This window comes from Streptomyces spiramyceticus, from assembly GCF_028807635.1.
Taxonomy (GTDB): Bacteria; Actinomycetota; Actinomycetes; order Streptomycetales; family Streptomycetaceae; genus Streptomyces; species Streptomyces spiramyceticus.
On record NZ_JARBAX010000002.1, the window covers coordinates 1,624,388 to 1,647,488 of the forward strand.

The following is a 23,101-nucleotide window of genomic DNA, read 5'->3' on the forward strand; positions in this document are numbered from 1 at the left end:
CGCGGAGCCGTGGGCCGGCCTCAGGTTTCGCTGTTCCCAGGCAACCGGCCTTCGGCCTCGCACTGCACATCCTCATGTCGCGTTGAGAGCCCCCAAGGCGATCAGCCCCCATGCCACCGAACCCACCCTTGAAAGGCCAGCAGCTCTTGTCCTCCTCCGGTCTCGCCACAACCCCGCCCCCAGCCCCGCCGCAGCTGCCCCCCAGCCACCGCCGTTCCGCCAGGAAGAGGGAAGGCGCCTCCCTCCCGTGGCGCTACCTCGGTTACGTCGGCTACTACGTGGGTGCCGGACTCATCAGCGGCGCGGTCGTGCATCACCCCATGGATCCGGCCCGCTACTCGATGATCGCTGGATCCGGCGTGCTGGTCTTCCTGATCGCAACGGTCCTCAACGACATCATCCTCGCGACCGAGAAGCCCGCCCTGTCACGCATGCTGCGGGTGCTCGGCACGTCGACGATGCTTTCGTTCGGTCTCGGCATGCTCAGCGGCGGCATGCAGCATTTCGCTGACCTCCCGGACCGCTGTGCCGTACTGATACCGCTGGGCATCGTCCTGTCCTTCGTCGCCTACTTCCTGAAGGAGGACAAGAGGCCGTGGAGGCGCATCTTCGGTCTCATGGGTCTGGCAGTCCTCGTCGTCGCAGCCCTCACCTTTGCGGGCCTGCGTCACATTGCCCCCGCCATGGCCGAGGGAGCCGGCGGGGGACACAGCCACAGTGACGCCGAGACCAAGAAGGACAACGACGAAGGACATGACGGTGACCACGGCAGCGGCACCGCCGATCCGACCTCCGACCCCACCACGCCCACGAAGGACACTCACCCCAGCGAGGAGCCCGGGCACGAAGACGGCCACAGCCATTGAGCCGAGCCCTGTCGGTGAACGACTCTCGCCGCTGCTGATGGTGGGGGCCGTCCTACCGGTTCACCTCCCACCGCTGGCCGTCGGCCGCCGGCCGGACCGGCCGGGGACGTGCAGGAGAAGGTGGAGCACATCCACGACCTGGCCGGCGAGAGACCTGCACCCTGAGTTGGCCTACGGCGAACCCCCATCCTGAGCAGGGATCATCGCGGGAGGATCGCTCAGGCCGGGTCACCGAGATCAGGGGTCGGCATACGATCGCCGCAGCCCTTCCGGCGTCCACTGCCTTGGGGCGTGCCCCACGAATGTCACGCTGCAGCGGCCGGATCGCCTGAGCTGCTCCCACGTTATGCCGATGGCCTTCCCTGATGTCGCATGGGGAAGGCCATCGCGCCGCGTTCGGTCGCGGACGATTGCAGCCAGAGCGGGAACTGCGCGCTGATCAACGATGGGGAACGCGTCGCGTTCCGCCTCGAGGAGGAATGCTCGTACAAGGGGCCGCGCCGGTTGTAGCCGATAAGGCCGGCCTGGAGCAGCCGGGCCGCTTGGACACGTCCTGCCCCAGGGAGCTGTTCACCGGGCGGAGTTGGCAGCTTGCGCCGGAAGTGCACAGGCATGATCACCCGGGCGGGAACATCCGTTCGTACCGTTGATAGCCTGCCCGCCCCCGCTCTGCGGTGTCCTGTCCCGCGGGCGGTTCTCTCTGATCCCGTACAACGCAAGAGGTAGGCATGAACTCAGGCAGACCTGGCACGGTGGCCGCGCTCGTGGGGGCCTTGACCCTGACGGCGCTCACCGCCCCTACGGCGCAGGCCGCGTCCACCGGCATCACCGTGTCGGACATCGTGGTCAACGGCGGCAAGTCCATCGTGGTGGGGACCACGGACGTGAAGGAGCCGTCCGTCTCCTTCCGCATTTCGCTGCCGGCCGGCTACAGCACCGCCGATCCGTCCCGCTACGACGCGAACCCCTTCCTCTACCACGACACAACGCCCGCCAACGGAGCCGACAGCGGCGGCCTCTACATGGGGTCGTACATCTGCTACGAGGAGAGTGACCGGGTTGCGCGTTGCGAGGGGAACCTCTACATCGACCCGCGCTACCGCCTCGACTCCAACAACGACGCCACCACTTGGAAGATCGGCGTCACCAAGCGTCTCTTCAATGCCAACGGAAGCCTCAAGGCCGAGGAGTTCACGACGGCCCCCGGCAGCGTCCCTGTGAAGCGCTGGGCGAAGGTCACCGTCAACGCCTCGCCAGAGCCGGTGACGAAGGGCACGGCGATCACCGTGACCGGCAGCCTCACTCGCGCTGACTGGGTGAAGCACCAGTACACCGGCTACGGCAGCCAGCCGGTCAAGCTCCAGTTCCGCATGAAGGACAGTTCGGCCTACACCACCGTCAAGACCGTGACGTCCTCCTCCAACGGGGCACTGAAGACCACGGTCACGGCGTCCGCCGACGGCTACTGGCGCTACACCTTCGGCGGCACATCCACCACGGGCACCGCCACCGCGGCGGGCGATTTCGTCGACGTCCGCTGACGGCACGCTGCTGCCGGACCGTACCGGCAGCAGCACGCGGATCGCCAGGCGCGCGCCAGTACCCGCGCGGGTTCACGCCAGAGTGCGGCGACTTTCTCGGCGTCAGGAGCGAAGGCCAATGCGTCCAGCAGCCGCCAGTAGAGATGGGCAGCGCGATCTTCGGTCATAGGGGCACGGATCACGTTGGCCGGTCGGGGGATTCGGCGAACTCGACTAACCATACGGGTCGTCCCGTATGGTTAGTCGTATGACGCATCCCAGCGCCCCGCGTGGGCGTCCCCGAGACATTCGTGCTCATCAGGCGATCCTCACCAGCACGATTGAGTTGGTGACCGAACTCGGCTACGCCGCCACCTCAGTTGGGGCAGTAGCGGCCCGGGCCGGCGTCGGCAAGGACACCATCTACCGCCGTTGGTCCGGCAAGGCCGAGTTGGTGTACGAGGCGGTCTTCACCGAGACCGAGGCGGCTCCGGTGCCGGATACCGGCAGCCTGACCGGTGATCTGACGGCACTACTGGAGTCCCTCATCCACGAGTTCACCGCCCCGGCCGCCGCTGCCGCCCTGCCTGGCCTGCTGGCCGACTTCGCCGCCGGCCCGGAGTTGCAGGCCCGCATCCGATCCCAGTTCCTGGCCCCGGCCAAGGAGTCTCTGGTGGCGGTGTTCGAGCGCGCCGTCCGGAGGGGGGAGACCGACCCCAGCGTGCCGGTCGACCTGGTCCTGGACACGCTGGCTGGAGCCGTCTTCTTCCATGTCGGGCTGGTGGGCGAGCGCCCGACGCGGCAGCTCGCCACGCAACTGGCCGCCATCGTTGGCCGCGGAATCGAGGCCCGATGAACGGCTGGTTCCTCACCGCCGGCACAACCGCCGCCGCGGTCGCCGTCGTCCACATCGTCGCGGGCGGTCGTGACGTCGTTCGACCGCTGCTGGCCGGCAACCTCCCGGACGAGCCACGGCGTGTTCTGCACACCGTCTGGCACATGGTCACGGCCGACCTGGTGCTGGCAGCCGCCGCGCTGATCTGGCTGTCTCTGCGCGAACGCCCCGGCGGCGATACCATCGCCTGGCTCCTGGCCGGCCATTTCGTCGCCTACTCGGTGGTGTTTCTGATGGTGACCTTGGCGGCCGACTGGTCGAAGCCGTTGCTGCGGCTGCCGCAGTGGATGTTGCTGCTGCCTGTGGCGGTACTGGCCGGAATCGGCACATTGTGAGGCCCGAAGTGGACACCGCCGAGGCAGCTGGATCCGGGCCGATGGCGGGGGCCTCCGTGCAAGGCAATCCCGGCGGTCCCCGGAACGTCTGCGCCCAGGTGTGGGGAACGACAGCTGAGGCGGCAGGGATCAGGCGGCTTCACGGTAGAGGTCGGCGAGCAGGGCGACGGCGGCGTGGGTGGCCGGGTGGGGATCGTGTCGGCGCCAGATGAGGTGGACGGGGATGGGGTCGGCGTCGCGTAGGGGACGGTAGGCGATGCCGTCGCGGCGGTACTGGGTGGCGGTGGCCTGCGGGGTGACGCCGACGCAGCGGCCGGTGGCGATGGCGGCGAGCCAGTCGTCGATGTCGTGGGTGTACTCCACGGCGGGGCGGGCGCCTTCGGGCCACAGGTCCAAGGTGGTGGTGCCGGTGCGGCGGTCCACCACCAGGGTGCGTTCACAGATCTCCTCCAGACGGACGCTGCGGCGCTTGGCCCACGCGTCGTCCGAGGCGAGGGCGAGGTAGCGGCGCTCGTGGCCGACCACGGCGTGGGCGTAGCGGCGGGTGTCGATTGCGTTGCGGAGGACGGCCAGGTCGCACAGTCCCTCGGCGAGGCCGCCGGTGGGGGTGTTGTGGCGGATCAGGTGGAGTTCGACATCGGGGTAGCGGTCGTGCCAGCGGCGCTGGAACTCGGCCGTGTGGCGGCCCAGCGCGGACCAGGCGTGGCCGATGCGCAGCCGGGTGTGGCCGGTAGTGGCCTGGCGGACCAGTTCGTCGGCCTCGGCGAGCAGGTGGCGGGCGCGGGCGAGGACCTGCACGCCCGCGGTGGTGGGGGTGAGGGTGCGGCTGGTGCGGTGCAGCAGTCGCACGCCGAGGATCCGCTCCAGCGCGAGCAGTGTGCGGGAGACCGCGGCCTGGGAGACGCCGAGCTCGATCCCGGCGTCGGTGAAACTGCCGGTGTCGACGATCGCGACCAGGCAGCGCAGATGCCGCAGCTCCAGCTCCGTACGACGGTCCATGCGTCCAGGGTATAGGTGGGGCCTCGGATGCATTTTGCGTATCCCTCGCCGTGGCGGAGTTTCGAGCCATGGCAATCGACGCTCGCGTACAGACAACAGCGGCCGCCCCATCGCATGCGGCGTCGCCCCGGTGGTCCGGGATGGCGCTGATGGTGGGCAGCGGCCTGTCCAACCAGGTCGGGGCATCGGTCGCTGCGCTCGCGTTCCCGGTCCTAGGGCCTGTCTCTCCGATCACGAGAGTTGGGCCGGGCCGGGGTTGGCTGGCCCCAGCCGTGCTCAACCGACTGGCGGCATCGGGCGGGTTCGTCTCCTGCGCCGGTGAACAGTGCGGTCAGCATGGGTGCGCCGTGAGCAAGGGTCTGGTGCGGCAGGGGGCCTGTGGCGACGAGGGATGCGAGTCCGTGGCCGATAGTCCAGCTCTGTGTTGCCAGTTCCAGCGGGTCGACCTCGTCGCGGAAGCGGCCGCTCGCCTTGGCCCGCTCGATGGCCTCGACGAGACGGTGCAGGGTTTCGTCCGCGGCGCCGGAGTCTTCGAGGTCGAAGCCCGCGTCGAACATGACGCGGTAGAGGTCAGGGTTTTCCAGGGCGTTGGCCAGGTAGGCGGCGCCCAGGGCGGCGAGGTCTCGTACCGGGTCCGCGGACATCTTGACGGCTGCGAGTTGGGTGGCCAGGCGTGTGAAGCCTTCTTGTCGCAGTGCCTTCCAGAGGCCGTCCATGCCGCCGAAGTAGGTGTAGACGGCCATCGTTGATACGCCGGTTCCGGCGACCAGGGTGCGCAGTGTGACCGGTTGCCTCGTCCGCAGCATCTGTGCGGCCCGCTCGAGGAGCAGGGAGCGGACCGCTGGATCTTTCGTCCTTGCCATGGTTTCACAATACATAGCGTCGTTATGCTTTGATGGGTGCTGATCTTGCTGCTCCTGACGCCACGAGGAAGAGGTCGTTCATGTCTGTGACGCTGCTCAATCCCGAGGGATTGCCGAAGCCCGAGGTCTACCGGCAGCTGTCGGTCGCCACCGGATCGAAGCTGGTGTTCCTCGCGGGGCAGGTCGCCCGCGACGCCGACGGCCAGCCCGTGGGCCAAGGGGACTTCGCCGCTCAGGTCGAGCAGTGCTATCTCAACATCGGCACCGCTCTGGCCGCGATCGGCGGCTCCTTCGATGACGTGGCGAAGCTGACCATCTACGTCGTCGACTGGAGTCCCGAGAAGATGCCGCTGCTGGGTGAGGGTGTGGGCCGGGCGGCAGCGAAACTGGGCGTCGATCCGGTCAAGCCGATCACCCTGCTGGGCGTCGCGGCGCTGGGGGAACCGGACCTCCTGGTCGAGGTCGAAGCCACCGCGGTCATCGAATAGCCGTAGCACTGCGAGCAGGGAGACTCTGGGGCTGACCATGCTGAGTCGGGGGGATCTGACGGACGGCGAGTGGGCGCTGCTGGAGCCGCTTTTGCCGGTGGGCAACAACCGGTGCGGCCGTTGGCGCGATCACCGGCAGGTGATCAACGGGATCATCCACCGGCTGGGCACCGGGGTGCAGTGGCGGGAACTGCCCGAACGCTTCGGCCCGTGGAAGACCGTCCACAAGCGGCACTTGCTGTGGTCGGCCGACGGCACCTGGGAGAGGCTCCTGCGGCACGTTCAGTCGGAAGCCGACGCCGAAGGCGGCATCGACTGGAACATCAACGTCGACTCCACCGTCGCGCGTGCTCACCAGCACGCCGCAGGAGCACCTCGGACTCCGCCGCCCCCGCCGAGCCCTTCAAAAGGGGGACGCCGAAGGCCAGTGCGGCGGCTGTCGCCCATGGTGATGCCGCACGGCCTCCTGGAGGGGGCGGCGCCCCGGGCGAAGCTCTCGGCCGGTCCCGCGGCGGCCTGACCACCAAGATTCACATCGCCGCGGAGGGCCACTGCCGCCCGCTGTCTCTACTGATCACGCCGGGACAACGGGCGGACTGCACACAGTTCGAGCGGGTCATGGACAAGATCCATGTCCCGCGCGCGGGACGAGGCCGTCCCCGCCGCACGCCGGACAGCGTGAGCGCCGACAAGGCATACAGCAATCGCAAGATCCGCGCCTACCTCCGCAAACGCGGTATCCGGCACGCGATCCCGGAGAAGAGGGACCACAAGGCCGCCCGCCTGCGCAGGGGTTCACGCGGCGGACGGCCCCCGGGCTTCGACAAAGACCGGTACAGAGATCGCAACACGGTCGAGCGGGCAATCAACAAGCTGAAACAGTTCCGGGCCGTAGCTACCCGCTATGACAAGCGCGGATATGTCTATCTCGGCACTGTCACCGCTGCCGCACTCCTCATCTGGCTCCGATCATGATCGGAGAGACAGGACCTAGGGCCGGTGGGAGTGGTGGCGGTGCGCCAGTGGGTGGCCGCCGTGGTGCTGCTGATCGCCGGCCGGCCGAAGCTTCGCTCGTTCACGGCTGCGCAGTGGCGGCCGGTGCTGGCGCTGGCCGTTGTCTTCGCGACCATGAACCTGACGCTGTATACGGCGATCGACCGGATCGGTCTCGGTCTTGCGGTCACCCTTGAGTTCCTCGGTCCACTCACCGTGGCGCTGGCGAGCTCCCGCCGCCGTATCGATCTGGCCTGCGCTCTTGCCGCCGCGGCGGCCGTGGTGGTCCTCGCGCGTCCCCGGCCCAGCACGGACTACCTCGGCATCGGCCTGGCCCTCGTCGCCGCCGTCTGCTGGGGCAGCTACATCCTGCTGAACCGTACCGTGGGAGAGCGCCTGCCCGGGCTGCAGGGATCGGCCGCCGCCGCGGCCGTCTCCGGCCTGCTCTACTTGCCCGTCGGCGCGGCTGCCCTGTGGCTCCACCAGCCCACCGCCGGCGCCCTGTTGTGCGCGCTGGCCGCAGGCGTGTTGTCCTCGGCCGTGCCGTTTCTCGCCGACCTGCTCGCGCTGCGCCGGGTGCCGGCCCGCTTCTTCGGGATCTTCATGAGCGTCAACCCGGTATTCGCCGCGCTGATCGGCATGTTCGTCCTCGGCCAGCACCTCGCCACGGCATCGTGGCTGGCCGTTGCCGTGATCGTCACCACGAACGCTGTGGCCGTGGGCACCGCCGCGAGCCACTCCCGGGAGAAGACCGCCCGGTGAAGGTACTCATCGTCCACGCCCGCCTGTTGTTCCATCAGACTGAGCGGTGGCCACACGCCGGCGCTTCGCCGCTCCGGCGACTCCAAGTGAGTCCACACTTTCACCAATGGCATGCGAATGCCGGAATCGGTTCCGGTACTCCGTCGGTGTCGTGTTGAGTTTTCGGCGGAACGCACGGATGAGGGTGTCGGTCGTGTTGAAGCCGCAGGTGGATGCGACACGTTCGAGCGTTGCATCCGTGGATTCAAGTTGATTGCGCGCCACCTCTACGCGGGCTGACTCGATGTAGGCGGCCGGGGTCATTCCAAGTTCAGTCTTGAAGATTCGGGTGAGCTGACGTTCGCTCACGTGGGCGTGACTGGCGAGGTCGGCGACCGTGAGCTGCTCGGCGATGTTTCGCGTGATGTAGTGGCGGAGATCCTCGATGCGTCGCGTTGTCGAGACGGGTTCGAGCGGGACGCTGAATTGGCTTTGCCCGCTTGGCCGTTTCAGGTACATCACGAGCTGCCGAGCGACGCGAAGCGCGGTGGATTCGCCGAAGTCGTCGGCAACGAGGGCGAGCGACAGGTCGAGGCAGGCGCTGATTCCCGCGCCGGTCCACACATCGTGATCGCGAATGAAGATCGGATCGGCGTCGACCTCGACCGAGGGGTGATCGGCGGCGAGTTGCTGCGCGGTCGACCAGTGGGTCGTGGCGCGCTTGCCGTCCAGCAGCCCCGCCTCCGCGAGAATATGTGCCCCCACGCAGACGGATGCGACGCGCCGTGTCTTGCCTGCGAGTGCCTTCACCCAGGCGACCACCGTGGGGTCGGTGATGGCGTGAACCCGGCGTTGGCGGTCGACTTCGACCGCGCCGGGCACCAGGAGGGTGTCGATGCGCCTCATGGACACCTCCTCGAAGGTGGTGTCGGGAAGGACACGAACCCCCGCGGAGGTGGTTACGGGGTCCATGGTTTCGGCGGCCAGTACGACGTAGTAGCCCGTCGCGTCGTCCACCTCGCGTTGCAGCAGGGAGAACACTTCTGGGGGTCCGGTGACGTCCAGCAGGTCGACGCCGTCGAAGAGGATGACGACAACGAGTCGTTTGACGGTGCTCATTTGGTCTCCGTTCGGTCGGCACCGGCGGTTTGCCACCGCACGTGATGTCTGTATCTGCATGTTAGGTGACATTGCCGACACACTTGGTGAGTCGTAGCGTTCCAGGCACCAGCCACCGCGTGGTGGCCCGGACCTTTCAACACGACGCCCGAGGAGGGCACTTCAATGGCTACGACAACCCTGCGTGAGCTCAACGGCTTCGACCAGACCCCTGCATCATTGGCCGATGCGACACTGATCCTGGTCGACTACCAGAACACCTACACCACTGGTGTGATGGAGCTGACGGGGTGGGAGCTCGCCCTCGACTCTGCCGCCGCATTGCTGGCCAGGGCACGGAACGCCGGAACGAAGGTCATCCATGTCGTGAACGACGGCGGCGAAGGAAGCCCGTACGACATCCGGACCGAAATCGGCCAGATCCACTCCCGTGTGGCTCCCATCGAGGGCGAACCTGTCGTAGTCAAGACGGCCGCTGCCAACGCGTTCGTCGGCACCGACCTGGGCGAACACATAGACGCCGCCGGCAACAAGAACGTCATTATCGTCGGGTTCATGACCCACATGTGCGTGACCTTCACCGCAGAAGGCGCGTTCCTGCGCGGCAACCAGCCCACAGTGGTCGCCGACGCCTGCGCGACCCGGCCTCTACAGACGGTGGTTTCCGGCCTGTCTGCGGAACAGATCCACCACAGTGCACTCGCAACCATCGCTGATCTTTACGGAATCGTCGTCCCGTCCGGCTCGTCTTTGAGTTGAGCGCCGAACGACCGCGCTCACGTGAGGAACACCTTGCGAGCGGCCGCAACCGCAACCGCACGCCAAAGGGCCGGATCGCGCGCGTCCTCGCGCGATCCGGCCCTTTGCCCGGTGCGGCCTCCCGTGCCGCAGGCGGCGGCAGAGGAGCCTCCGGAGTCCGAAAGTGCGGCTCAGGAGTACGCGGGCCTCCCCGGAGCCGGGACGTTGCGGAAGCGGAACGGCTCCGGGGCGCGGCCTGCCTGGATGAGCCAGCATTCCCCGGCGCCGTCGCCGGTGACGATGCGCAGCACCGTGTCGGCGACGACCTCCGCCGGGATGACCGGCGTGCCCTGCTCGGAGAGCATGCCGCGCAACGGGTCGATGATCCGCGACTCGGCGAAGCCCGGGCAGACCGCGTTGAACCGGATGCCGTCGGGCGCCAGCGCCGGTCCCAGTGAACGTGCGAGACCGACCACGGCATGCTTGTTGGCCCCGTACAGGGGGTCGAGCGGTACCGAGGCCAGGCCGGCCAGGGACGCGGTCGCCACGATCGACCCACCGCCGCGGGCCCGCAGCGCCGGCAGGACCGCATGGGTGCCGAAGACAACGCCGTCAAGGTTGGCGCCCATGGCGCGGCGATACCGCGCCAGGTCGAAGTCGTCGCCGACGCCGCAACCCGTCGACACACCCGCGTTCAGGAAGGCGATGTCGACACCGCCGCAGCGCTCAACGGCGAAGTCCACCAGAGCACGGTTCGCATCGAGGTCGGAGACGTCGCACGCCCGGAAGTGACCGCCGACGATGTCGGCCACCTCCCGGCCGCCCTCCGCGTCGAGGTCGGCGACGACCACTTCGGCGCCCGCCTCAGCCAGCGCCAGCGCCGTGGCCCGGCCCAACCCGCTGGCACCGCCCGTGACGATCGCGGCCTTGCCGCGCAGCGGTGCCGATCCTTGCGCGCTCGGGGCGGCCTGGCCCGGCTGCGGGGTGTTCGTCCCGGTCGCCTCGGCGGTCATGCCAGCTCCAGCACGAGCTTGCCGACGTTATCGCCGCGGAAGAGCATCTGCAGCGTCTCGGGGAAGTCGTCCACCGTCCCCTTCACCACATGCTCCTTGACCTTGAGCCGGCCGTCGCCGATCCAGCCGGCGATCTCCTGTGCGGCCTGCGCGTAGCGCTTGGCGTAGTCGAAGACCACGAAGCCCTCCATGCGGGCACGGCGCACGAGAAGGGACATGTAGTTCGACGGGCCCTTGACCGGCGTCGCGTTGTTGTACTGGCTGATCGCGCCGCAGACCACCACGCGAGCGTGCATGGCCAGCCGGGTGAGCGCAGCGTCGAGGATGTCTCCTCCGACGTTGTCGAAGTAGACGTCGATGCCGTCAGGAGTCTGCTCGCGCAGCGCACGCTTGACGTCGCCGGCCCGGTAGTCGATCGCCGCGTCGAATCCCAGCTCGTCGGTGAGCAGCGCGCACTTCTCGGGCCCTCCGGCGATGCCGATGACGCGGCAGCCCTTCACCTTGGCGATCTGGCCGACCATGGTGCCGACCGCACCCGCCGCGCCGGAGACGACGACGGTCTCGCCGTCCTTGAGGGCACCGACGTCCAGCAGTCCGAAGTACGCGGTCATGCCGGGCATGCCGAGTGCGCCGAGGTAGGTCGATGGCGGCGCGAGCGAGGTGTCGATCTTCAGGGCGCCCTTGCCGTCGGACACGACGTGCTCCTGGACGCCGAAAGTGCCCACGACGTGATCGCCGGGCTGGAAGCCGGGGTGGTTGGAGGCGGTCACCTCGATGACCGATCCCGCGCGCATCACCTCACCGAGCCCGACGGGCGGGAGATAGGAGGGGCGGTCGTCGAGCCAGCCGCGCATCGCGGGGTCCAGCGATATGACGCGCGTCCTGCCCGCGAACTGGCCGGGGCCGGGTGCCTCGGCGGGTGCGGAGACGTGTTCCCAGTCCTCGCGTTTGACGTCACCCACGGGGCGGGCTGCCAGACGTATCTGGCGGTTGGTCGCAGACATGAAGCCTCCTGTCGTCCATGAACCACTCGACCATACCGACTAGTAGGTACGCCTGTGACTGTGAGGTGCGCCACGTCCTGACCGGGCCGCCGGGGTTCCGCTGCTCGATCGCCGAGGAATTGAAACCGGGTGTACGCCGCACGCCCGGGGCCTTCTGAGCTCAGCTGAGCCACTCCCTGCCTCCGGCGTCACGCGGTAGCCTTCGCGCCGAAGCAGGGGAGGGAAGGGGAGTATGCGAGCTGATGGGTGGGGGACGCTCGGGTGGGCCGCATTGACGGCGGCTCTCCTCGGCGTCGGCGCTGTGGCGTTCTGGCTCATGGCCGACCCCTTCGACGGCCGCGGAGTCCGGGTCACGGGGGAGATCGCCGGTGTGCGACCCCTACCGATCCCCGCGCGTGGCGCTGACGGGAGTGTCGACTCGGAGACCATCAACCGTCCGGTGGTCTTGTTCACGACCGCGGACGGGCGCTCGGTCGAGGCGTCCACCCACGTGGACTGCACTCAGAACAACGAACTTCCGCCGGGTACCTCGGTTTCGGTCGTCTACGACGAGGCGGACCCGGGCAGGGTCTGCCTCGCGACGAGCATGCGCACCTTTCGGCTGGTCAGTACAGGCTTCGCACTTGCGGCTCCGCTCGCCGCCGCTGCCGTCCTCTTCTTCGGGAGAGCCAACTTCCGAAACTGATCCACGGGTGGATTTACTCACCAATCGTGACGGCGGTCGTTCGCGGGTTCGGGGTCGTTTTCCGGCTCGTCGACGTACGTGCAGAACGGGCTCGGGGCGCATGGAAGGCGGCGCCGAGCCGGACTTCGGGCGCATCTCTGTGCCGGCGGACCGGTACGGGGTCCGCTTCACCATGGACTGGGTGCCCGCGCGTACCGACCCACGAACATCGACCGCCCCACCCGTAGCGGCTCGTCCGCGTCCGCGCCGGACGCCGACTGCGGCGGCGCCACACGGGGTCGGCGACAGCTGAAGGGCTCAGGCACCCAGGTGCCGAAGTAGGCGTCGTGCGTGTGCGCGTGGGCCTTTTCCGCCGCAAGTTGTGGCCGCTCGGCGGGGACGGTGATGCGGGCGCCCGGGCCGTTATTGCGGTACTCGGCGAAGCGCTGGTCCTGCCACGGGTGGGCGCCGCGCATGTCGCCGTACGGAGCTGTGGAGTCGATGCCGGGACCCATCCAGGTGTCACGTACGACCCGGCGCGTGACCAGCGTCGGGACGACTCGCGAGACGTCGACGCGGGTGCGCAGGACCGGAGTCCAGCCCGCGCCCTCACGCAGTGGGTTGCCGGGGTTCGCGGCATTGTGCGCGGCCAGCAGATCCACCGGAGCGCCGTTGACGTAGTTGCTCTCGGCGGTGACCGGCGCGTACCCGAGGAACGGGTGCAGCTGACCGTCGGCCTGTACGCCCACATCCGCGCCGGTGCCCTGCGCTCGGTCACCGGAGACGTGGAGAAGGTGCTGGGCCGCCCGCCCCGGGACTTCGCCGACTACACTCGCACCGCCGCCGCCCAGGGCGCCTGGGAGAACTGACCCACACCACGGAGCAGGCTCGGGAATCGCGCACCTGCCGCCAGGCATCCTTTGCCTCGCGTACGGCCGGTGATCAGCCGCTGATCCTGAGCTGGAGTCGGGTCGGGTGCGGACGTACCGGCAGGCGGCCGAGGTCTTCGGGGTCTCCCAGCGGTCGGTGGCCCACCTGGTGGCGTAACTACCAGGCCGCGCGGCTGGAGGCGCTCTTGCCGGTCAAGTTCCGGTCCAGCCTAGTGATTTGATCAGTGCCGAGGGCCGTGCGGTGCTGTCCCAGGCGATGGCTGACACGGCCCGAAGAGCGGCTGATCGGGGGACCGCTGTGGACCCCCTCCCTGGTGGCCGAGCTGATCCGGATGGTCGTCGGGGGGCACCACGACCGAGCAGGGCGTGGGGGAATGGCCAGCACCAGGCGCAGAACACCGCATCCAGGAACACCACGACCAACGCAGAATCCAACGCGGCATTGCAGATGGAGCCGGCAGCCTGGTCTACAACATCGGGTTCACGGTTGGGGTCGCAGGAGAAGTTCTCCGGCCAGGTGCATGGCTTCGCGTTTGGTGCGTCCGGGGTGGTCTGCGGCGATGAAGTGGCGGCCGATCGCGAGCGCGAAGGCCAGAGTGCTTCGTGCCTCGACTTCGTCGGCGTCTGCGATGAAGCTGCCGAACATTGTGCGAAGGAAGTCCATCCGGGCGTTGTCGATCCGCCGCAGCCGCGCCGCGACCGATGGGTCATGGCGAGCCCACTCACGGACCGCGAGATCAATCCGGTGCAGATCGTCCGAGAAGGTCAGTTGGCCGGCACGCCGGACCCTCTCGGCAGGGTCTCCGCCTTCGGACTCGACCTGCTTGAGGATGTTGTTGGTGCAACGGCGTTCCCACTCGTCGAGCATCTCGGCGAGCAACGCGGGGCGACCGTCGAAGTATCCGTAGAAGCCGCCCTTCGTCACCCCGATTTCGGCGGCCAAAGCCTCTACTCGGACAGCGTCCGGTCCGCCCCGGGCGAAGGCGTCAAGTCCCGCTTCGATCCAGCGACTTCGTGGCGTACGAGCGATGGGAGGCACCTGCTCACCTGCTCTCAAGGGGTGTTGTGTCGCGAGGATGTACGGTACCGTACAGATCAAGGTATACGGCGGCGTACAGAACGAGAGGTCGAAGCGTGGCACGACTCGCGAAGTCCACCTACACCGAGCGTCCGTGGCGCATCCACGAACTCACATCTGACTTCGGAGTCGAGGACGTATGGGCGTTCCGCACCCCGGGAGCCGGGCCTGACGACTTCCCAACGATGCTGGCAGCGATGCGGACGTCCGGCGGGCCCGCGAGACAGACCTGGCCGGTGCGGTTCTTGTTCGCCGTCCGGTGGAAGCTCGGCGCACTCCTCGGCTGGGACAACCCGACGGCGGGTGTCGGTGCGCGAGTTGGCTCGCTCCGCGACCGCCTGCCCAGCGACCTCCGCGATGCTCACCCGGGCCAGGACAACGACAACATGCCCCTCAAAGCGGTCTACGAGACCGCCAGGGAGTCCGCTCGCGAACTGGCGAACAAGACCGTGCACACCGTGATGCACCTCAGCTGGGTGCAGGGAGCGAACGGCGACTACGAGCTGCGGATGGCCGTCCTCGTCAAGCCCAACGGATGGTTCGGGCGGCTCTACATGGCCGCCATCGCGCCCTTCCGATACGTCATCGTCTATCCAGCCCTGACCCGGCAGTGGGAACGAGCCTGGCGGGACCGCAACGATCCTGCGGCGCAGCATGGTGGACGGGGCCGACGATGAACGCCAGTAAGCAACTGCTGCGCTGGGCGAGCGGCATCATGCTCGTGCTGGGCACAGGTCACCTGTTGTTGCTGACTCTTTTCGCCTGGGAAGACATCACCGGCTGGGTGGATCGGGGGGTGTGGGCAGCCGTCCCGCTCGCGCTGACGGACAGCGGCGCCGATCAGACAGTGGAGATCTTTCAGAATCAAGTCACCTTCTGGGCCGGTCCGGGAAGCTTCGCCGTGCCCCTCATTCTCCTGGGTTGCCTGACATGGCACCTCGCTGGACGCGGGGTGGCCGTGCCCGCCGGGATCGGCTGGGGCCTCGCGGCGTGGTGTTTCATCGGTGGAGTCCTGCTTGTGCCGTCTCCGTACTTCGCAGGCATCATCTCTGGCGCACTCATCATCCTGGCGGCGCGGAAAGAAGATCGGTCGCGAGCACCCCGCGACCGGGAGAACGACCTGGTGTGATTCGCGCCCGCCCGCGAGGAACGGTGCGGTTGAGAGGCCGGCGAGCGGACCGGAAACGTCACCCGGGACCGGAAAGTCACCTGGGCCGGTGGCCATGGCCGGAGCCACAGCCGGATCGCGGCAACGGTGACCGTGCGTTAAGGACGTAGGCACGCTTGCTGCCATGGCGAGTGGCCGCGCGGTGACCCGGCCGACGGACGATTGCAACCTCGCGTTGATCACTCATAGCGCCAGGATCACACGACCCGCACCAGACGCCGAACGAGCCCCTTGATTCACTTTCCCAACAGACCCTTGGTCCCAATCGTGGTCATCCTGGGCTCGTTGAGCGGCCGCCCGCCTGCGCAGCGTCTCACGAGGCGAACGGCCGTCCGGCTTCGACGAAGAGCGGTACAAGAAGCGCAACAACGTAAAACGAGCGAGCGCGGGTTACGTCTGCCTCGGCACCGCCACGGCAGCAACCCTCGTCATCTGGCTCCAGCCATGATCGGCCGGACAAGTCCTAGTCGCGCTGGGACGGCAGATGGTCCAGTGCCGCCTCGGTGTCGGCGATGAGCTCGTCGAGGTAGGCGCGGGCGCCGCGCGGCCGGGTGAGCGCTGCCGCTTGGCCTGACCAGAGGTTGACGTAGTCGGCCAGACCGCGTTCCGCGGCCGCTGTGCGCAGCGGGCGGGTGAGTGTGTACTGGATGGGATAGGGCGCCAGTTCGCTCTCGTACGCCAGCGCCTCACGCGTGAAACGGTTTGGGATTGCTCGCGCGAGCCGCCCGGAGAAGGCTCGGGTCAGTACGGTCGTACGCGCGTCGGGGCCGTGCAGCGCGGCCCGGTGGATGGCACTCGCCCCGGACTCCTCGGTGGCCAGGAAGCCGGTGCCGATCTGCACTCCGTGCGCCCCGAGGGTCAGCGCGGCGGCGATTCCCCGGCCGTCGGCGATGCCGCCGGCGGCCACGACGGGGATCGACACCGCCTGCGCAACCTGTGGGACGAGGGAGAAGGTCCCGACGAGAGACTCGTTCACGGGGCGCAGGAACGAGCCGCGATGCCCTCCCGCGTCGCTGCCCGAAGCGACGACGGCGTCCATGCCCGCCGCCTCGATCGCGAGGGCCTCCTCGACGGTGGTCGCGGTGCCCACGGTCCGGATGCCCCGGCGCCGGGCCTCGTCGAGCACCCGGCTCTCGGGGATGCCCATCACGAAGCTGATCACCGGCGGCTCCGCCGCGAGCAGCGCGTCTATCTGCTCCGCGAAGCCCGGGGCGGGCGGCGGCTCCTCCAACTGGCCTGCCGACAGACCGAGTTCCTCGAACCAGGGGCGCAGCAGCCCGGCGTACCGGGCCATCCGGTCGCGGTCCGGCGGTGCCGCGGCTTCGTCGGGGTGCGGGACCCAGAGGTTGACCGCGAAGGGCCGGGCGGTGGCCTTCCGCAGCTCGCTCACGAGCGTGCCGATTCCGTCCGGGGTGAGGATGTGTCCTCCGTACGAGCCGAGCCCGCCGCCCTCGGAGACAGTGGAGGCGAGCGCCACGGACGACAGTCCGCCGCCGAACGGGCCTTGCACGATGGGGACTTCGAGGTCCAGCAGCTCGGTGAGGCGGCCATGGGCCCAGGAACGCTTTCCGTCGGTCATGACAGTCGTCCTTGGAGTTGAGTAGTTGAGGGAGGTCTGGGGGTGAGGGGGTTCACCGCGCGAGGGTGAGCGCCATACGGCCCGACACCTGCTCGAGTGCGGTCTCCGCCACCCGGCGCCCGAGGTGCTCGGCGGTCCGCAGATCTGCCCCGGACGGGGCCTCGTCGGGGCCGAGGTCGGACGGCGAGTGGGCCATCGCGCCAAGGAAGCCGCCGAGGCGGTTGAGGTCCTCCGGGGTTCCGGTCGTGGAGTACTCACCGCCGGGCGGCAGGCCCAGCGAGACCCAGTTCATGCCGTGCTGCGCGGCGAAGAGCGCGAGGGAGACCAGGACGTTCAGCTTGTCACCGTTGACGCCTGCGGAGTTGGTGAAGCCGGCGGCGAGCTTTCCGGCCCAGCCCTGCTCCGTCCAGACCGGGGCGCTGGCCTCGGCGAAGGCCTGGAAGACGGCGGACTGGCTGCCCATGTAGGTCGGCGTACCGAAGACGATCGCATCGGCGGCGGCCAGCGTCTCCCACAGCCGGTCGTCAACGCCGGCCACGTCGCACAGCTCGGCCTGCGTTCCGGGCACCGACCCGGCTCCGGTGGCGACCGCACGAGCCTGGCGGGCGGTGTGGCCGTAGCCGCTGTGGAAGGCGACGGCGATCGTGATGTTTTCGGGCATAGCGAAGTCCTCGCAGGTCAGGGAGGTGGCGGGCAGGTTTTCCACCACATGACGAGGACAGTAGACGACCGGTCAACTAAACGCCACCCCGAATAGTTGACCGGCCGTATACTCATCGCCATGGGACGGACGAGCACGGCACGGGAACGACTGCTGGACGCGGCCTGCGGCCTGATGCTGAGCCGCGGTTACGGCACGATCGGCGTCGCCGAGATCTGTGCCCGCGCGGACGTGAAGAAGGGCAGCTTCTACCACTTCTTCGAGTCGAAACAGGCCCTGACGATCGAGGCGATCAACGCGCACTGGGCGGCCCAGCGGCCCGGCTGGGTGGCGACCCTGCGCGGCGACGGGCCGGCGGAGGACCGGCTGGAGCAGCTCTTCCTCCACCAGGCCGCCGCCCAGCGCACGGCAAAGACGCAGGACGGCGCGGTCAACGGCTGCCTGTTCGGCAATCTGGCGCTGGAGCTGAGCAACCAGGACACGGCCGTCCAGGCCCGGCTGACGGAGATCTTCGAGGAGCAGATCGACCTGGTCCACGCGGCGCTGACGGATGCGGCGGAGCAGGGCACGATCCCCACCCCGGCCGCGACCCGCACCACCGCCCGCGCGGTTCTCGCCCAGCTGGAGGGCATGGTCATGTTCGCGAAGCTGGCGAACGATCCGGCCGTACTGGACGGGCTGTGGGCCCAGACCTCCCGGCTGCTGCGGATCTAGTGTGATGCGCCAGAAATTCTGAGGGTTAGTAAGTAGCCTGTTGGCATGTCGCATCCGGGGCCTTCCGCTGTGGAGATCACGCTGTCCGAGGACGAGCGTGCGGAGTTGCTGCGCCGGGCGGAGTCGCCGGACCGGCGTCCGGCAGAGCGGGCCCGGATCATCCTGGCGTGTGCTGAGGGGATGTCGAATGCGGGTGCCGCGCGGGCTGTTGGGGTGGCGCTCAAGACGGTGAGGAAGTGGCGCGGGGCTTTCGCCGCGGAGCGGATGGCTGGCCTTGAGGACACCGGCCCGATCGGTCGGCCGAAGGCGGATCTGGTCCTGAGTGATGTTGAGCGGGATCAGCTGACCCGGTGGGCGAGGCGGGCGAAGACCGCCCAGTACCTGGCGCTGCGGGCGAGGATCGTGCTGCGTTGCGCGGAGGGCGGGACGAACCGGCAGGCCGCGGTGGACCTCGGTGTCGATGAGTCGACTGTGGAACGCTGGCGTGCTCGGTTCATCGTCAAACGCCTCGACGGCCTGGCCGACGAACCTCGGGTGGGCCGGCCACCCTCGATCCTGCTCGACCGGGTCGAGGATGTCATCTCGGTGACGCTGGAGTCCACGCCGGGCATGGACACACACTGGTCCCGAGCCTCGATGGCCAAGCGCACCGGCCTGTCGAAATCGACGATCGGGCGGATCTGGAAGCGGTTCGATCTCAAGCCGCACCTCCAGGACGCGTTCAAGCTCTCCACCGACCCGCAGTTCGTCGCCAAGGTCGTCGACGTCGTCGGCCTGTACCACCACCCGCCCGAGAAGGCGGTGGTCCTGTGCGTTGATGAGAAGTCCCAGATCCAGGCACTGGACCGCTCTCAGCCGGTGCTGCCGATGATGCCCGGCATGCCCGAACGCCGCACCCACGACTACTACCGGCACGGCATCACCAGCCTGTTCGCCGCCTTCAACATCGCTGATGGCACCGTCATATCGGCCCTGCACCGCCGCCACCGGGCGATCGAGTTCAAGAAGTTCCTGATCCGGATCGACAAGGCGGTGCCCGCCGGCCTCGATGTGCATCTGGTCTGCGACAACTACGCCACCCACAACACCGCCGAGGTCAGGACGTGGCTCGGTAAACACCCCCGCTTCCACGTCCACTTCACCCCTACCGGCTCCTCCTGGATGAACCAGGTCGAGCGGTGGTTCGGCCTGCTGACCGACAAACTCATCCGCCGCGGCGTCCACACCTCCGTCAAAGCCCTGGAAAACGACATCACCGCGTGGATCGAACACTGGAACCAGGACCCCAGGCCGTTCACCTGGACCAAGACCGCCGACGAGATCCTCAACTCCCTTGCCGACTACCTCACCAAGGTCGGAGCCGACAACGAGGAAACAGAGCAGAACTAACCCTCAGAATTTCTGGCGCATCACACTAGTGCTGTGACCGGAAACGTTCACCGCCATCGTTGTCGGACACCAAGTGGGCCGAGTTCAAACAGATGGGAGAACGCGTCCCACGGTGTCCGCGAAGGCCTCGGTCAGGTGCCGACGTAGGCCGCTAGGTGCTCGCCGGTGAGGGTGGAGCGGGCGGTGACCAGGTCGGCGGGTGTGCCCTCGAAGACAATGCGGCCGCCGTCGTGGCCCGCGCCGGGGCCGAGGTCGATGATCCAGTCGGCGTGCGCCATGACCGCCTGGTGGTGCTCGATGACGATGACCGACTTGCCGGAGTCGACGAGGCGGTCGAGCAGGCCGAGCAACTGCTCGACGTCGGCGAGGTGGAGGCCGGTGGTCGGCTCGTCGAGTACGTAGACAAGCCGGTCGCCGCCCTTCTCACCCATGCGGCTGGCCAGCTTGAGCCGCTGCCGCTCGCCGCCGGACAGCGTGGTGAGCGGCTGGCCGAGGGTGAGGTAGCCGAGCCCGACGTCTGCGAGCCGGTCGAGGATTTTGTGCGCGGCCATGGGGTATCCCCTGCTCGAAGAGCTTGGGGAAGTTTGCGCCTCGTCGGCACCGAAGAACTCCTCGGCTTCGGTCACCGACATCGCGAGCACCTCGCTGATGTCGCGGCCGCCGAGGGTGTATTCGAGGACCGATGCCTGGAACCGCTTCCCCTCGCAGTCCTCGCAGGTGGTTTCGACGCCGGCCATCATTGCCAGGTCGGTGTAGACGACGCCGGCGCCATTGCAATTGGGGCAGGCGCCCTCGGAGTTGGCGCTGAAGAGCGCCGGCTTCACGCCGTTGGCCTTCGCGAACGCCTTGCGGATCGGGTCGAGCAGTCCGGTGTACGTCGCCGGGTTGCTCCGTCGCGAGCCGCGGATGGGCGCCTGGTCGACCGACACCACGCCCGCCGAGGCGGGGACGGAGCCATGGATCAGTGAGCTCTTGCCGGAGCCGGCGACACCGGTGACGACGCACAGCACGCCGAGCGGGATGTCGACGTCGACGCCCTGCAGGTTGTGGCGGGTCGCGCCGCGGATCTCCAGCGTGCCGGTGGGCTTGCGCACCGTCTCCTTGAGGGCGGCTCGGTCATCGAGGTGGCGGCCGGTGACGGTACCGCTGGCCCGCAGCCCCTCGATGGTGCCCTCGAAGCAGACTGCGCCGCCCGCCGTTCCGGCGCCGGGGCCGAGGTCGACGACGTGGTCGGCGATCGCGATGGCCTCGGGCTTGTGCTCGACGACCAGCACCGTGTTGCCCTTGTCCCGCAGCCGAAGCAGCAGGCCGTTCATTCGCTGGATGTCGTGGGGGTGCAGTCCGATGGTGGGCTCGTCGAAGACGTAGGTGACGTCGGTGAGCGAGGAGCCGAGGTGGCGGATCATCTTGACGCGCTGCGCCTCGCCGCCCGACAGCGTGCCCGACGGACGGTCGAGCGCGAGGTAGCCGAGGCCGATCTCCACGAACGAGTCGAGGGTCTGCTGCAGCGCGGTGAGCAGCGGCGCCACCGACGGCTCGTCGAGGCCGCGGACCCATTCGGCCAGGTCGCGGATCTCCATCGTGCACGCGTCGGCGATGCTGATTCGCTTGATCTTCGACGACCGGGCACCCTCGCTGAGCCGGGTGCCGTCGCACTCGGGGCAGGTGGTGAAGGTGACCGCGCGCTCCACGAAGGCGCGGATGTGCGGCTGCATCGCTTCCTTGTCCTTGGACAGGAACGACTTCTGGATCTTGGGGATCAGGCCTTCGTAGGTGAGGTTGACACCGTTGACCTTGACCTTGGTCGGCTCTCCGTAGAGGAAGTCCCGCAGCTCCTTCTTGGTGTACTTGCGGATCGGCTTGTCCGGGTCGACGAAGCCGGACTGGGCGTAGACCTGCACGGTCCACTGGCTGTCCGACTTCCAGCCGGGGATGGTGAACGCGCCCTCGGCGAGCGACTTGGAGTCGTCGTAGAGCTGGGTGAGATCGATGTCGGTGACCGTGCCGCGGCCCTCGCAGCGCGTACACATGCCGCCGGTGCGGTTGAAGGTCGCCTTCACGGTCTTGGTCTTGGCGGAGCCGCGTTCGACGGTGATCCCGCCGCTCGCCCGGACCGAGGCGGTGTTGAAGGAGTACGCGCTGGGCGGGCCGATGTGCGGCTTCCCGAGCCGGCTGAAGAGGATGCGCAGCATCGCGTTGGCGTCGGTGGCGGTGCCGACGGTGGAGCGGGGGTCGGCACCCATCCGCTGCTGGTCGACGATGATCGCGGTCGTCAGCCCTTCGAGTACGTCGACCTCCGGCCGCGTCAGTGTCGGCATGAAGCCCTGCACGAAGGCGCTGTAGGTTTCGTTGATCATCCGCTGCGACTCCGCGGCGATCGTGCTGAACACCAGCGAGCTCTTGCCCGAACCCGAGACGCCGGTGAACACCGTCAGGCGGCGCTTGGGGATCTCGATGCTGACGTCCTTGAGATTGTTCACGCGCGCGCCGTGCACGCGGATCAGATCGTGGCTGTCGGCAGCGTGCAGCGCAGGCGACTGCGTGTCCGTCCTCGTGGCCATGCTTGTCGTGTCTCCATCTGTTAGCGGGGCCGCCTTCGCGGTCTCCGTCGGCGTCGCCCGGCTCGATCTGATCAGCTTCGAGCGGCACCACTGGTTCTACTTCGTCGGCGCGGTCGCGGCAACGGTCGCTGCCCACCTGATCGACGGTTGCGGCCGGGGTGGCGCGATCCCGTCCGGCCGACGCCGTCCGGGATCGCGCTCGGTCCAAGAACCAAGGCATCCACGCCCCTTCGGCCCGTGGAGCCTCTGGGCCCCCGGCCAACGCGGTGCGCCCGGCCGAGGTGTCAGACCAGCCGGCGGCCAATGCGCATCGGCTCGCGGTCGGGACTTTCGCTCAGCTCGCGCCAAGCCTGGATGCGGCGTGGGGTTCGCCGGCAGGGCAGCGCCCGGTTCGCGGGACCAGAACTCACTGCTTGCGAGGCTGGTTGAAGCGCAGCATGTTGCCGGAGGGATCGCGGAAGGCGCAGTCGCGGACGCCGTACGGCTGGTCCATCGGCTCCTGGAGCACCTCGGCACCGGCGGAACGGATGCGCTCGAAGGTGGCGTCGACGTCGTCGGTGCGGAAGATGACGCCGCGCAGCAGGCCCTTCGCCAGCAGTTCGGCCATGGCCTGCCGGTCGGCGGGCGAGGCGTTCGGGTCCGCGAGGGGCGGTTCGAGGACGATCTCCACATCGGGCTGCGCGGGCGAGCCGACCGTCACCCAGCGCATCCCCTCGAACCCGACGTCGTTGCGTACCTCCAGGCCGAGCGCGTCCCGGTAGAAAGCGAGTGCCTTGTCGTGGTCGTCGACGGCGATGAAGCACTGTGAAAGGTTGATTTCCAT

General features: G+C 68.3%; 25 protein-coding genes and 1 pseudogene. 14 read left to right on the top strand and 12 right to left on the bottom strand.

Annotated features, from left to right (window positions below; translation table 11 throughout):
* Positions 1–110: 110 nt before the first annotated feature.
* Positions 111–866 carry a hypothetical protein gene (locus tag PXH83_RS30820; protein WP_274564815.1) on the top strand — a complete coding sequence of 252 codons (756 nt, stop codon included), beginning with the start codon at positions 111–113 and terminating at the stop codon, positions 864–866.
* A 728-nt stretch (positions 867–1,594) separates the two neighbouring features.
* A complete protein-coding gene (locus PXH83_RS30825) occupies positions 1,595–2,407 on the top strand; it encodes a hypothetical protein (RefSeq protein ID WP_274564817.1) in 813 nt (270 codons plus the stop codon).
* On the opposite strand, the pseudogene PXH83_RS32650 reads toward PXH83_RS30825, so the two are convergent.
* Positions 2,338–2,562 (bottom strand): annotated as a pseudogene (locus PXH83_RS32650) (hypothetical protein); the annotation flags it as partial. The gene PXH83_RS30825 and the pseudogene PXH83_RS32650 sit on opposite strands and share 70 nt — an antisense overlap.
* Positions 2,563–2,654: 92 nt before the next feature.
* On the opposite strand from PXH83_RS32650, the gene PXH83_RS30835 reads away from it, so the two are divergent.
* Together PXH83_RS30835 and PXH83_RS30840 are read left to right on the top strand one after the other, a co-directional pair.
* Positions 2,655–3,242, top strand: coding sequence for a TetR/AcrR family transcriptional regulator (locus PXH83_RS30835; RefSeq protein WP_274564818.1), 588 nt, complete (start codon positions 2,655–2,657; stop codon positions 3,240–3,242).
* On the top strand, positions 3,239–3,616 hold the full coding sequence (locus tag PXH83_RS30840; RefSeq protein ID WP_274564820.1) for a hypothetical protein: 378 nt from the start codon (positions 3,239–3,241) through the stop codon (positions 3,614–3,616). Before PXH83_RS30835 ends, PXH83_RS30840 begins: the two co-directional genes overlap by 4 nt.
* 129 nt (positions 3,617–3,745) lie before the next feature.
* On the opposite strand, the gene PXH83_RS30845 is transcribed toward PXH83_RS30840, so the two are convergent.
* Together PXH83_RS30845 and PXH83_RS30855 are read right to left on the bottom strand one after the other, a co-directional pair.
* Positions 3,746–4,615 carry a LysR family transcriptional regulator gene (locus tag PXH83_RS30845; RefSeq protein ID WP_274564821.1) on the bottom strand — a complete coding sequence of 290 codons (870 nt, stop codon included), beginning with the start codon at positions 4,613–4,615 and terminating at the stop codon, positions 3,746–3,748.
* 212 nt (positions 4,616–4,827) lie between these two features.
* Positions 4,828–5,478 carry a TetR/AcrR family transcriptional regulator gene (locus PXH83_RS30855; protein WP_274563746.1) on the bottom strand — a complete coding sequence of 217 codons (651 nt, stop codon included), beginning with the start codon at positions 5,476–5,478 and terminating at the stop codon, positions 4,828–4,830.
* Positions 5,479–5,558: 80 nt separating this feature from the next.
* Between PXH83_RS30855 and PXH83_RS30860 the strand changes: the two genes are divergently transcribed.
* The 3 genes from PXH83_RS30860 (at position 5,559) to PXH83_RS30870 (ending at position 7,721) form a co-directional block, all read left to right on the top strand.
* A complete protein-coding gene (locus tag PXH83_RS30860; RefSeq protein WP_274563747.1) occupies positions 5,559–5,966 on the top strand; it encodes a RidA family protein in 408 nt (135 codons plus the stop codon).
* 37 nt (positions 5,967–6,003) lie between these two features.
* Positions 6,004–6,941, top strand: a protein-coding gene (locus PXH83_RS30865) for an IS5 family transposase (RefSeq protein WP_420803252.1) whose coding sequence is annotated in 2 segments (ribosomal slippage) — positions 6,004–6,345 and positions 6,348–6,941 — 936 coding nt in all. Because the reading frame shifts where the segments join, the coding sequence is not laid out codon by codon here.
* 24 nt (positions 6,942–6,965) lie between these two features.
* Positions 6,966–7,721 (top strand): EamA family transporter, encoded by a 756-nt coding sequence (locus PXH83_RS30870; protein ID WP_274564822.1) that lies wholly within the window; start codon positions 6,966–6,968, stop codon positions 7,719–7,721.
* A 6-nt stretch (positions 7,722–7,727) separates the two neighbouring features.
* Here the strand turns inward: PXH83_RS30870 and PXH83_RS30875 are convergent, their stop codons facing one another.
* Positions 7,728–8,819: a GlxA family transcriptional regulator gene (locus PXH83_RS30875; protein WP_274564823.1), complete on the bottom strand. Its 1,092-nt coding sequence runs from the start codon at positions 8,817–8,819 to the stop codon at positions 7,728–7,730.
* A gap of 165 nt (positions 8,820–8,984) precedes the next feature.
* On the opposite strand from PXH83_RS30875, the gene PXH83_RS30880 reads away from it, so the two are divergent.
* A complete protein-coding gene (locus PXH83_RS30880; protein ID WP_274564824.1) occupies positions 8,985–9,578 on the top strand; it encodes an isochorismatase family protein in 594 nt (197 codons plus the stop codon).
* A 170-nt stretch (positions 9,579–9,748) separates the two neighbouring features.
* Here PXH83_RS30880 and PXH83_RS30885 read toward each other — a convergent pair whose 3' ends face one another.
* Positions 9,749–10,570: an SDR family NAD(P)-dependent oxidoreductase gene (locus PXH83_RS30885; protein ID WP_274564825.1), complete on the bottom strand. Its 822-nt coding sequence runs from the start codon at positions 10,568–10,570 to the stop codon at positions 9,749–9,751.
* The gene (locus PXH83_RS30890) at positions 10,567–11,574 is read right to left on the bottom strand and encodes an NADP-dependent oxidoreductase (protein ID WP_274564826.1); all 1,008 of its coding nucleotides are present in this window, start codon (positions 11,572–11,574) and stop codon (positions 10,567–10,569) included. Before PXH83_RS30890 ends, PXH83_RS30885 begins: the two co-directional genes overlap by 4 nt.
* Positions 11,575–11,806: 232 nt before the next feature.
* On the opposite strand from PXH83_RS30890, the gene PXH83_RS30895 reads away from it, so the two are divergent.
* Positions 11,807–12,259, top strand: a complete 453-nt coding sequence (locus PXH83_RS30895) for a DUF3592 domain-containing protein (RefSeq protein ID WP_274564828.1) — start codon at positions 11,807–11,809, stop codon at positions 12,257–12,259.
* Between the two features lie 167 nt (positions 12,260–12,426).
* Here the strand turns inward: PXH83_RS30895 and PXH83_RS32655 are convergent, their stop codons facing one another.
* On the bottom strand, positions 12,427–12,987 hold the full coding sequence (locus PXH83_RS32655; protein WP_420803271.1) for a pectinesterase: 561 nt from the start codon (positions 12,985–12,987) through the stop codon (positions 12,427–12,429).
* On the opposite strand from PXH83_RS32655, the gene PXH83_RS30905 reads away from it, so the two are divergent.
* A complete protein-coding gene (locus PXH83_RS30905; RefSeq protein WP_274564830.1) occupies positions 12,958–13,107 on the top strand; it encodes a hypothetical protein in 150 nt (49 codons plus the stop codon). The two genes, PXH83_RS32655 and PXH83_RS30905, sit on opposite strands and share 30 nt — an antisense overlap.
* A gap of 502 nt (positions 13,108–13,609) precedes the next feature.
* Here the strand turns inward: PXH83_RS30905 and PXH83_RS30910 are convergent.
* Positions 13,610–14,167, bottom strand: coding sequence for a TetR/AcrR family transcriptional regulator (locus PXH83_RS30910; RefSeq protein WP_274564831.1), 558 nt, complete (start codon positions 14,165–14,167; stop codon positions 13,610–13,612).
* A 95-nt stretch (positions 14,168–14,262) separates the two neighbouring features.
* On the opposite strand from PXH83_RS30910, the gene PXH83_RS30915 reads away from it, so the two are divergent.
* Complete coding sequence (locus PXH83_RS30915; RefSeq protein WP_274564833.1) at positions 14,263–14,883, top strand: DUF2867 domain-containing protein; 621 nt, start codon at positions 14,263–14,265, stop codon at positions 14,881–14,883.
* Positions 14,880–15,335 (top strand): DUF6463 family protein, encoded by a 456-nt coding sequence (locus tag PXH83_RS30920; RefSeq protein ID WP_274564834.1) that lies wholly within the window; start codon positions 14,880–14,882, stop codon positions 15,333–15,335. Before PXH83_RS30915 ends, PXH83_RS30920 begins: the two co-directional genes overlap by 4 nt.
* 502 nt (positions 15,336–15,837) lie before the next feature.
* Here PXH83_RS30920 and PXH83_RS30925 read toward each other — a convergent pair.
* Together PXH83_RS30925 and PXH83_RS30930 are read right to left on the bottom strand one after the other, a co-directional pair.
* Entirely contained in the window at positions 15,838–16,953 is a 1,116-nt protein-coding gene (locus tag PXH83_RS30925; protein ID WP_274564835.1) for an NAD(P)H-dependent flavin oxidoreductase, read from the bottom strand.
* Between the two features lie 52 nt (positions 16,954–17,005).
* Positions 17,006–17,614: a flavodoxin family protein gene (locus PXH83_RS30930; protein ID WP_274564837.1), complete on the bottom strand. Its 609-nt coding sequence runs from the start codon at positions 17,612–17,614 to the stop codon at positions 17,006–17,008.
* A gap of 120 nt (positions 17,615–17,734) precedes the next feature.
* On the opposite strand from PXH83_RS30930, the gene PXH83_RS30935 reads away from it, so the two are divergent.
* Entirely contained in the window at positions 17,735–18,328 is a 594-nt protein-coding gene (locus PXH83_RS30935; protein WP_274564838.1) for a TetR/AcrR family transcriptional regulator, read from the top strand.
* 45 nt (positions 18,329–18,373) lie between these two features.
* Positions 18,374–19,717 carry an IS630 family transposase gene (locus tag PXH83_RS30940; protein ID WP_274564840.1) on the top strand — a complete coding sequence of 448 codons (1,344 nt, stop codon included), beginning with the start codon at positions 18,374–18,376 and terminating at the stop codon, positions 19,715–19,717.
* A 131-nt stretch (positions 19,718–19,848) separates the two neighbouring features.
* On the opposite strand, the gene PXH83_RS30945 is transcribed toward PXH83_RS30940, so the two are convergent.
* Together PXH83_RS30945 and PXH83_RS30950 are read right to left on the bottom strand one after the other, a co-directional pair.
* Positions 19,849–22,278, bottom strand: coding sequence for an excinuclease ABC subunit UvrA (locus PXH83_RS30945; protein ID WP_274564841.1), 2,430 nt, complete (start codon positions 22,276–22,278; stop codon positions 19,849–19,851).
* Between the two features lie 406 nt (positions 22,279–22,684).
* A complete protein-coding gene (locus PXH83_RS30950) occupies positions 22,685–23,101 on the bottom strand; it encodes a VOC family protein (protein WP_274564842.1) in 417 nt (138 codons plus the stop codon).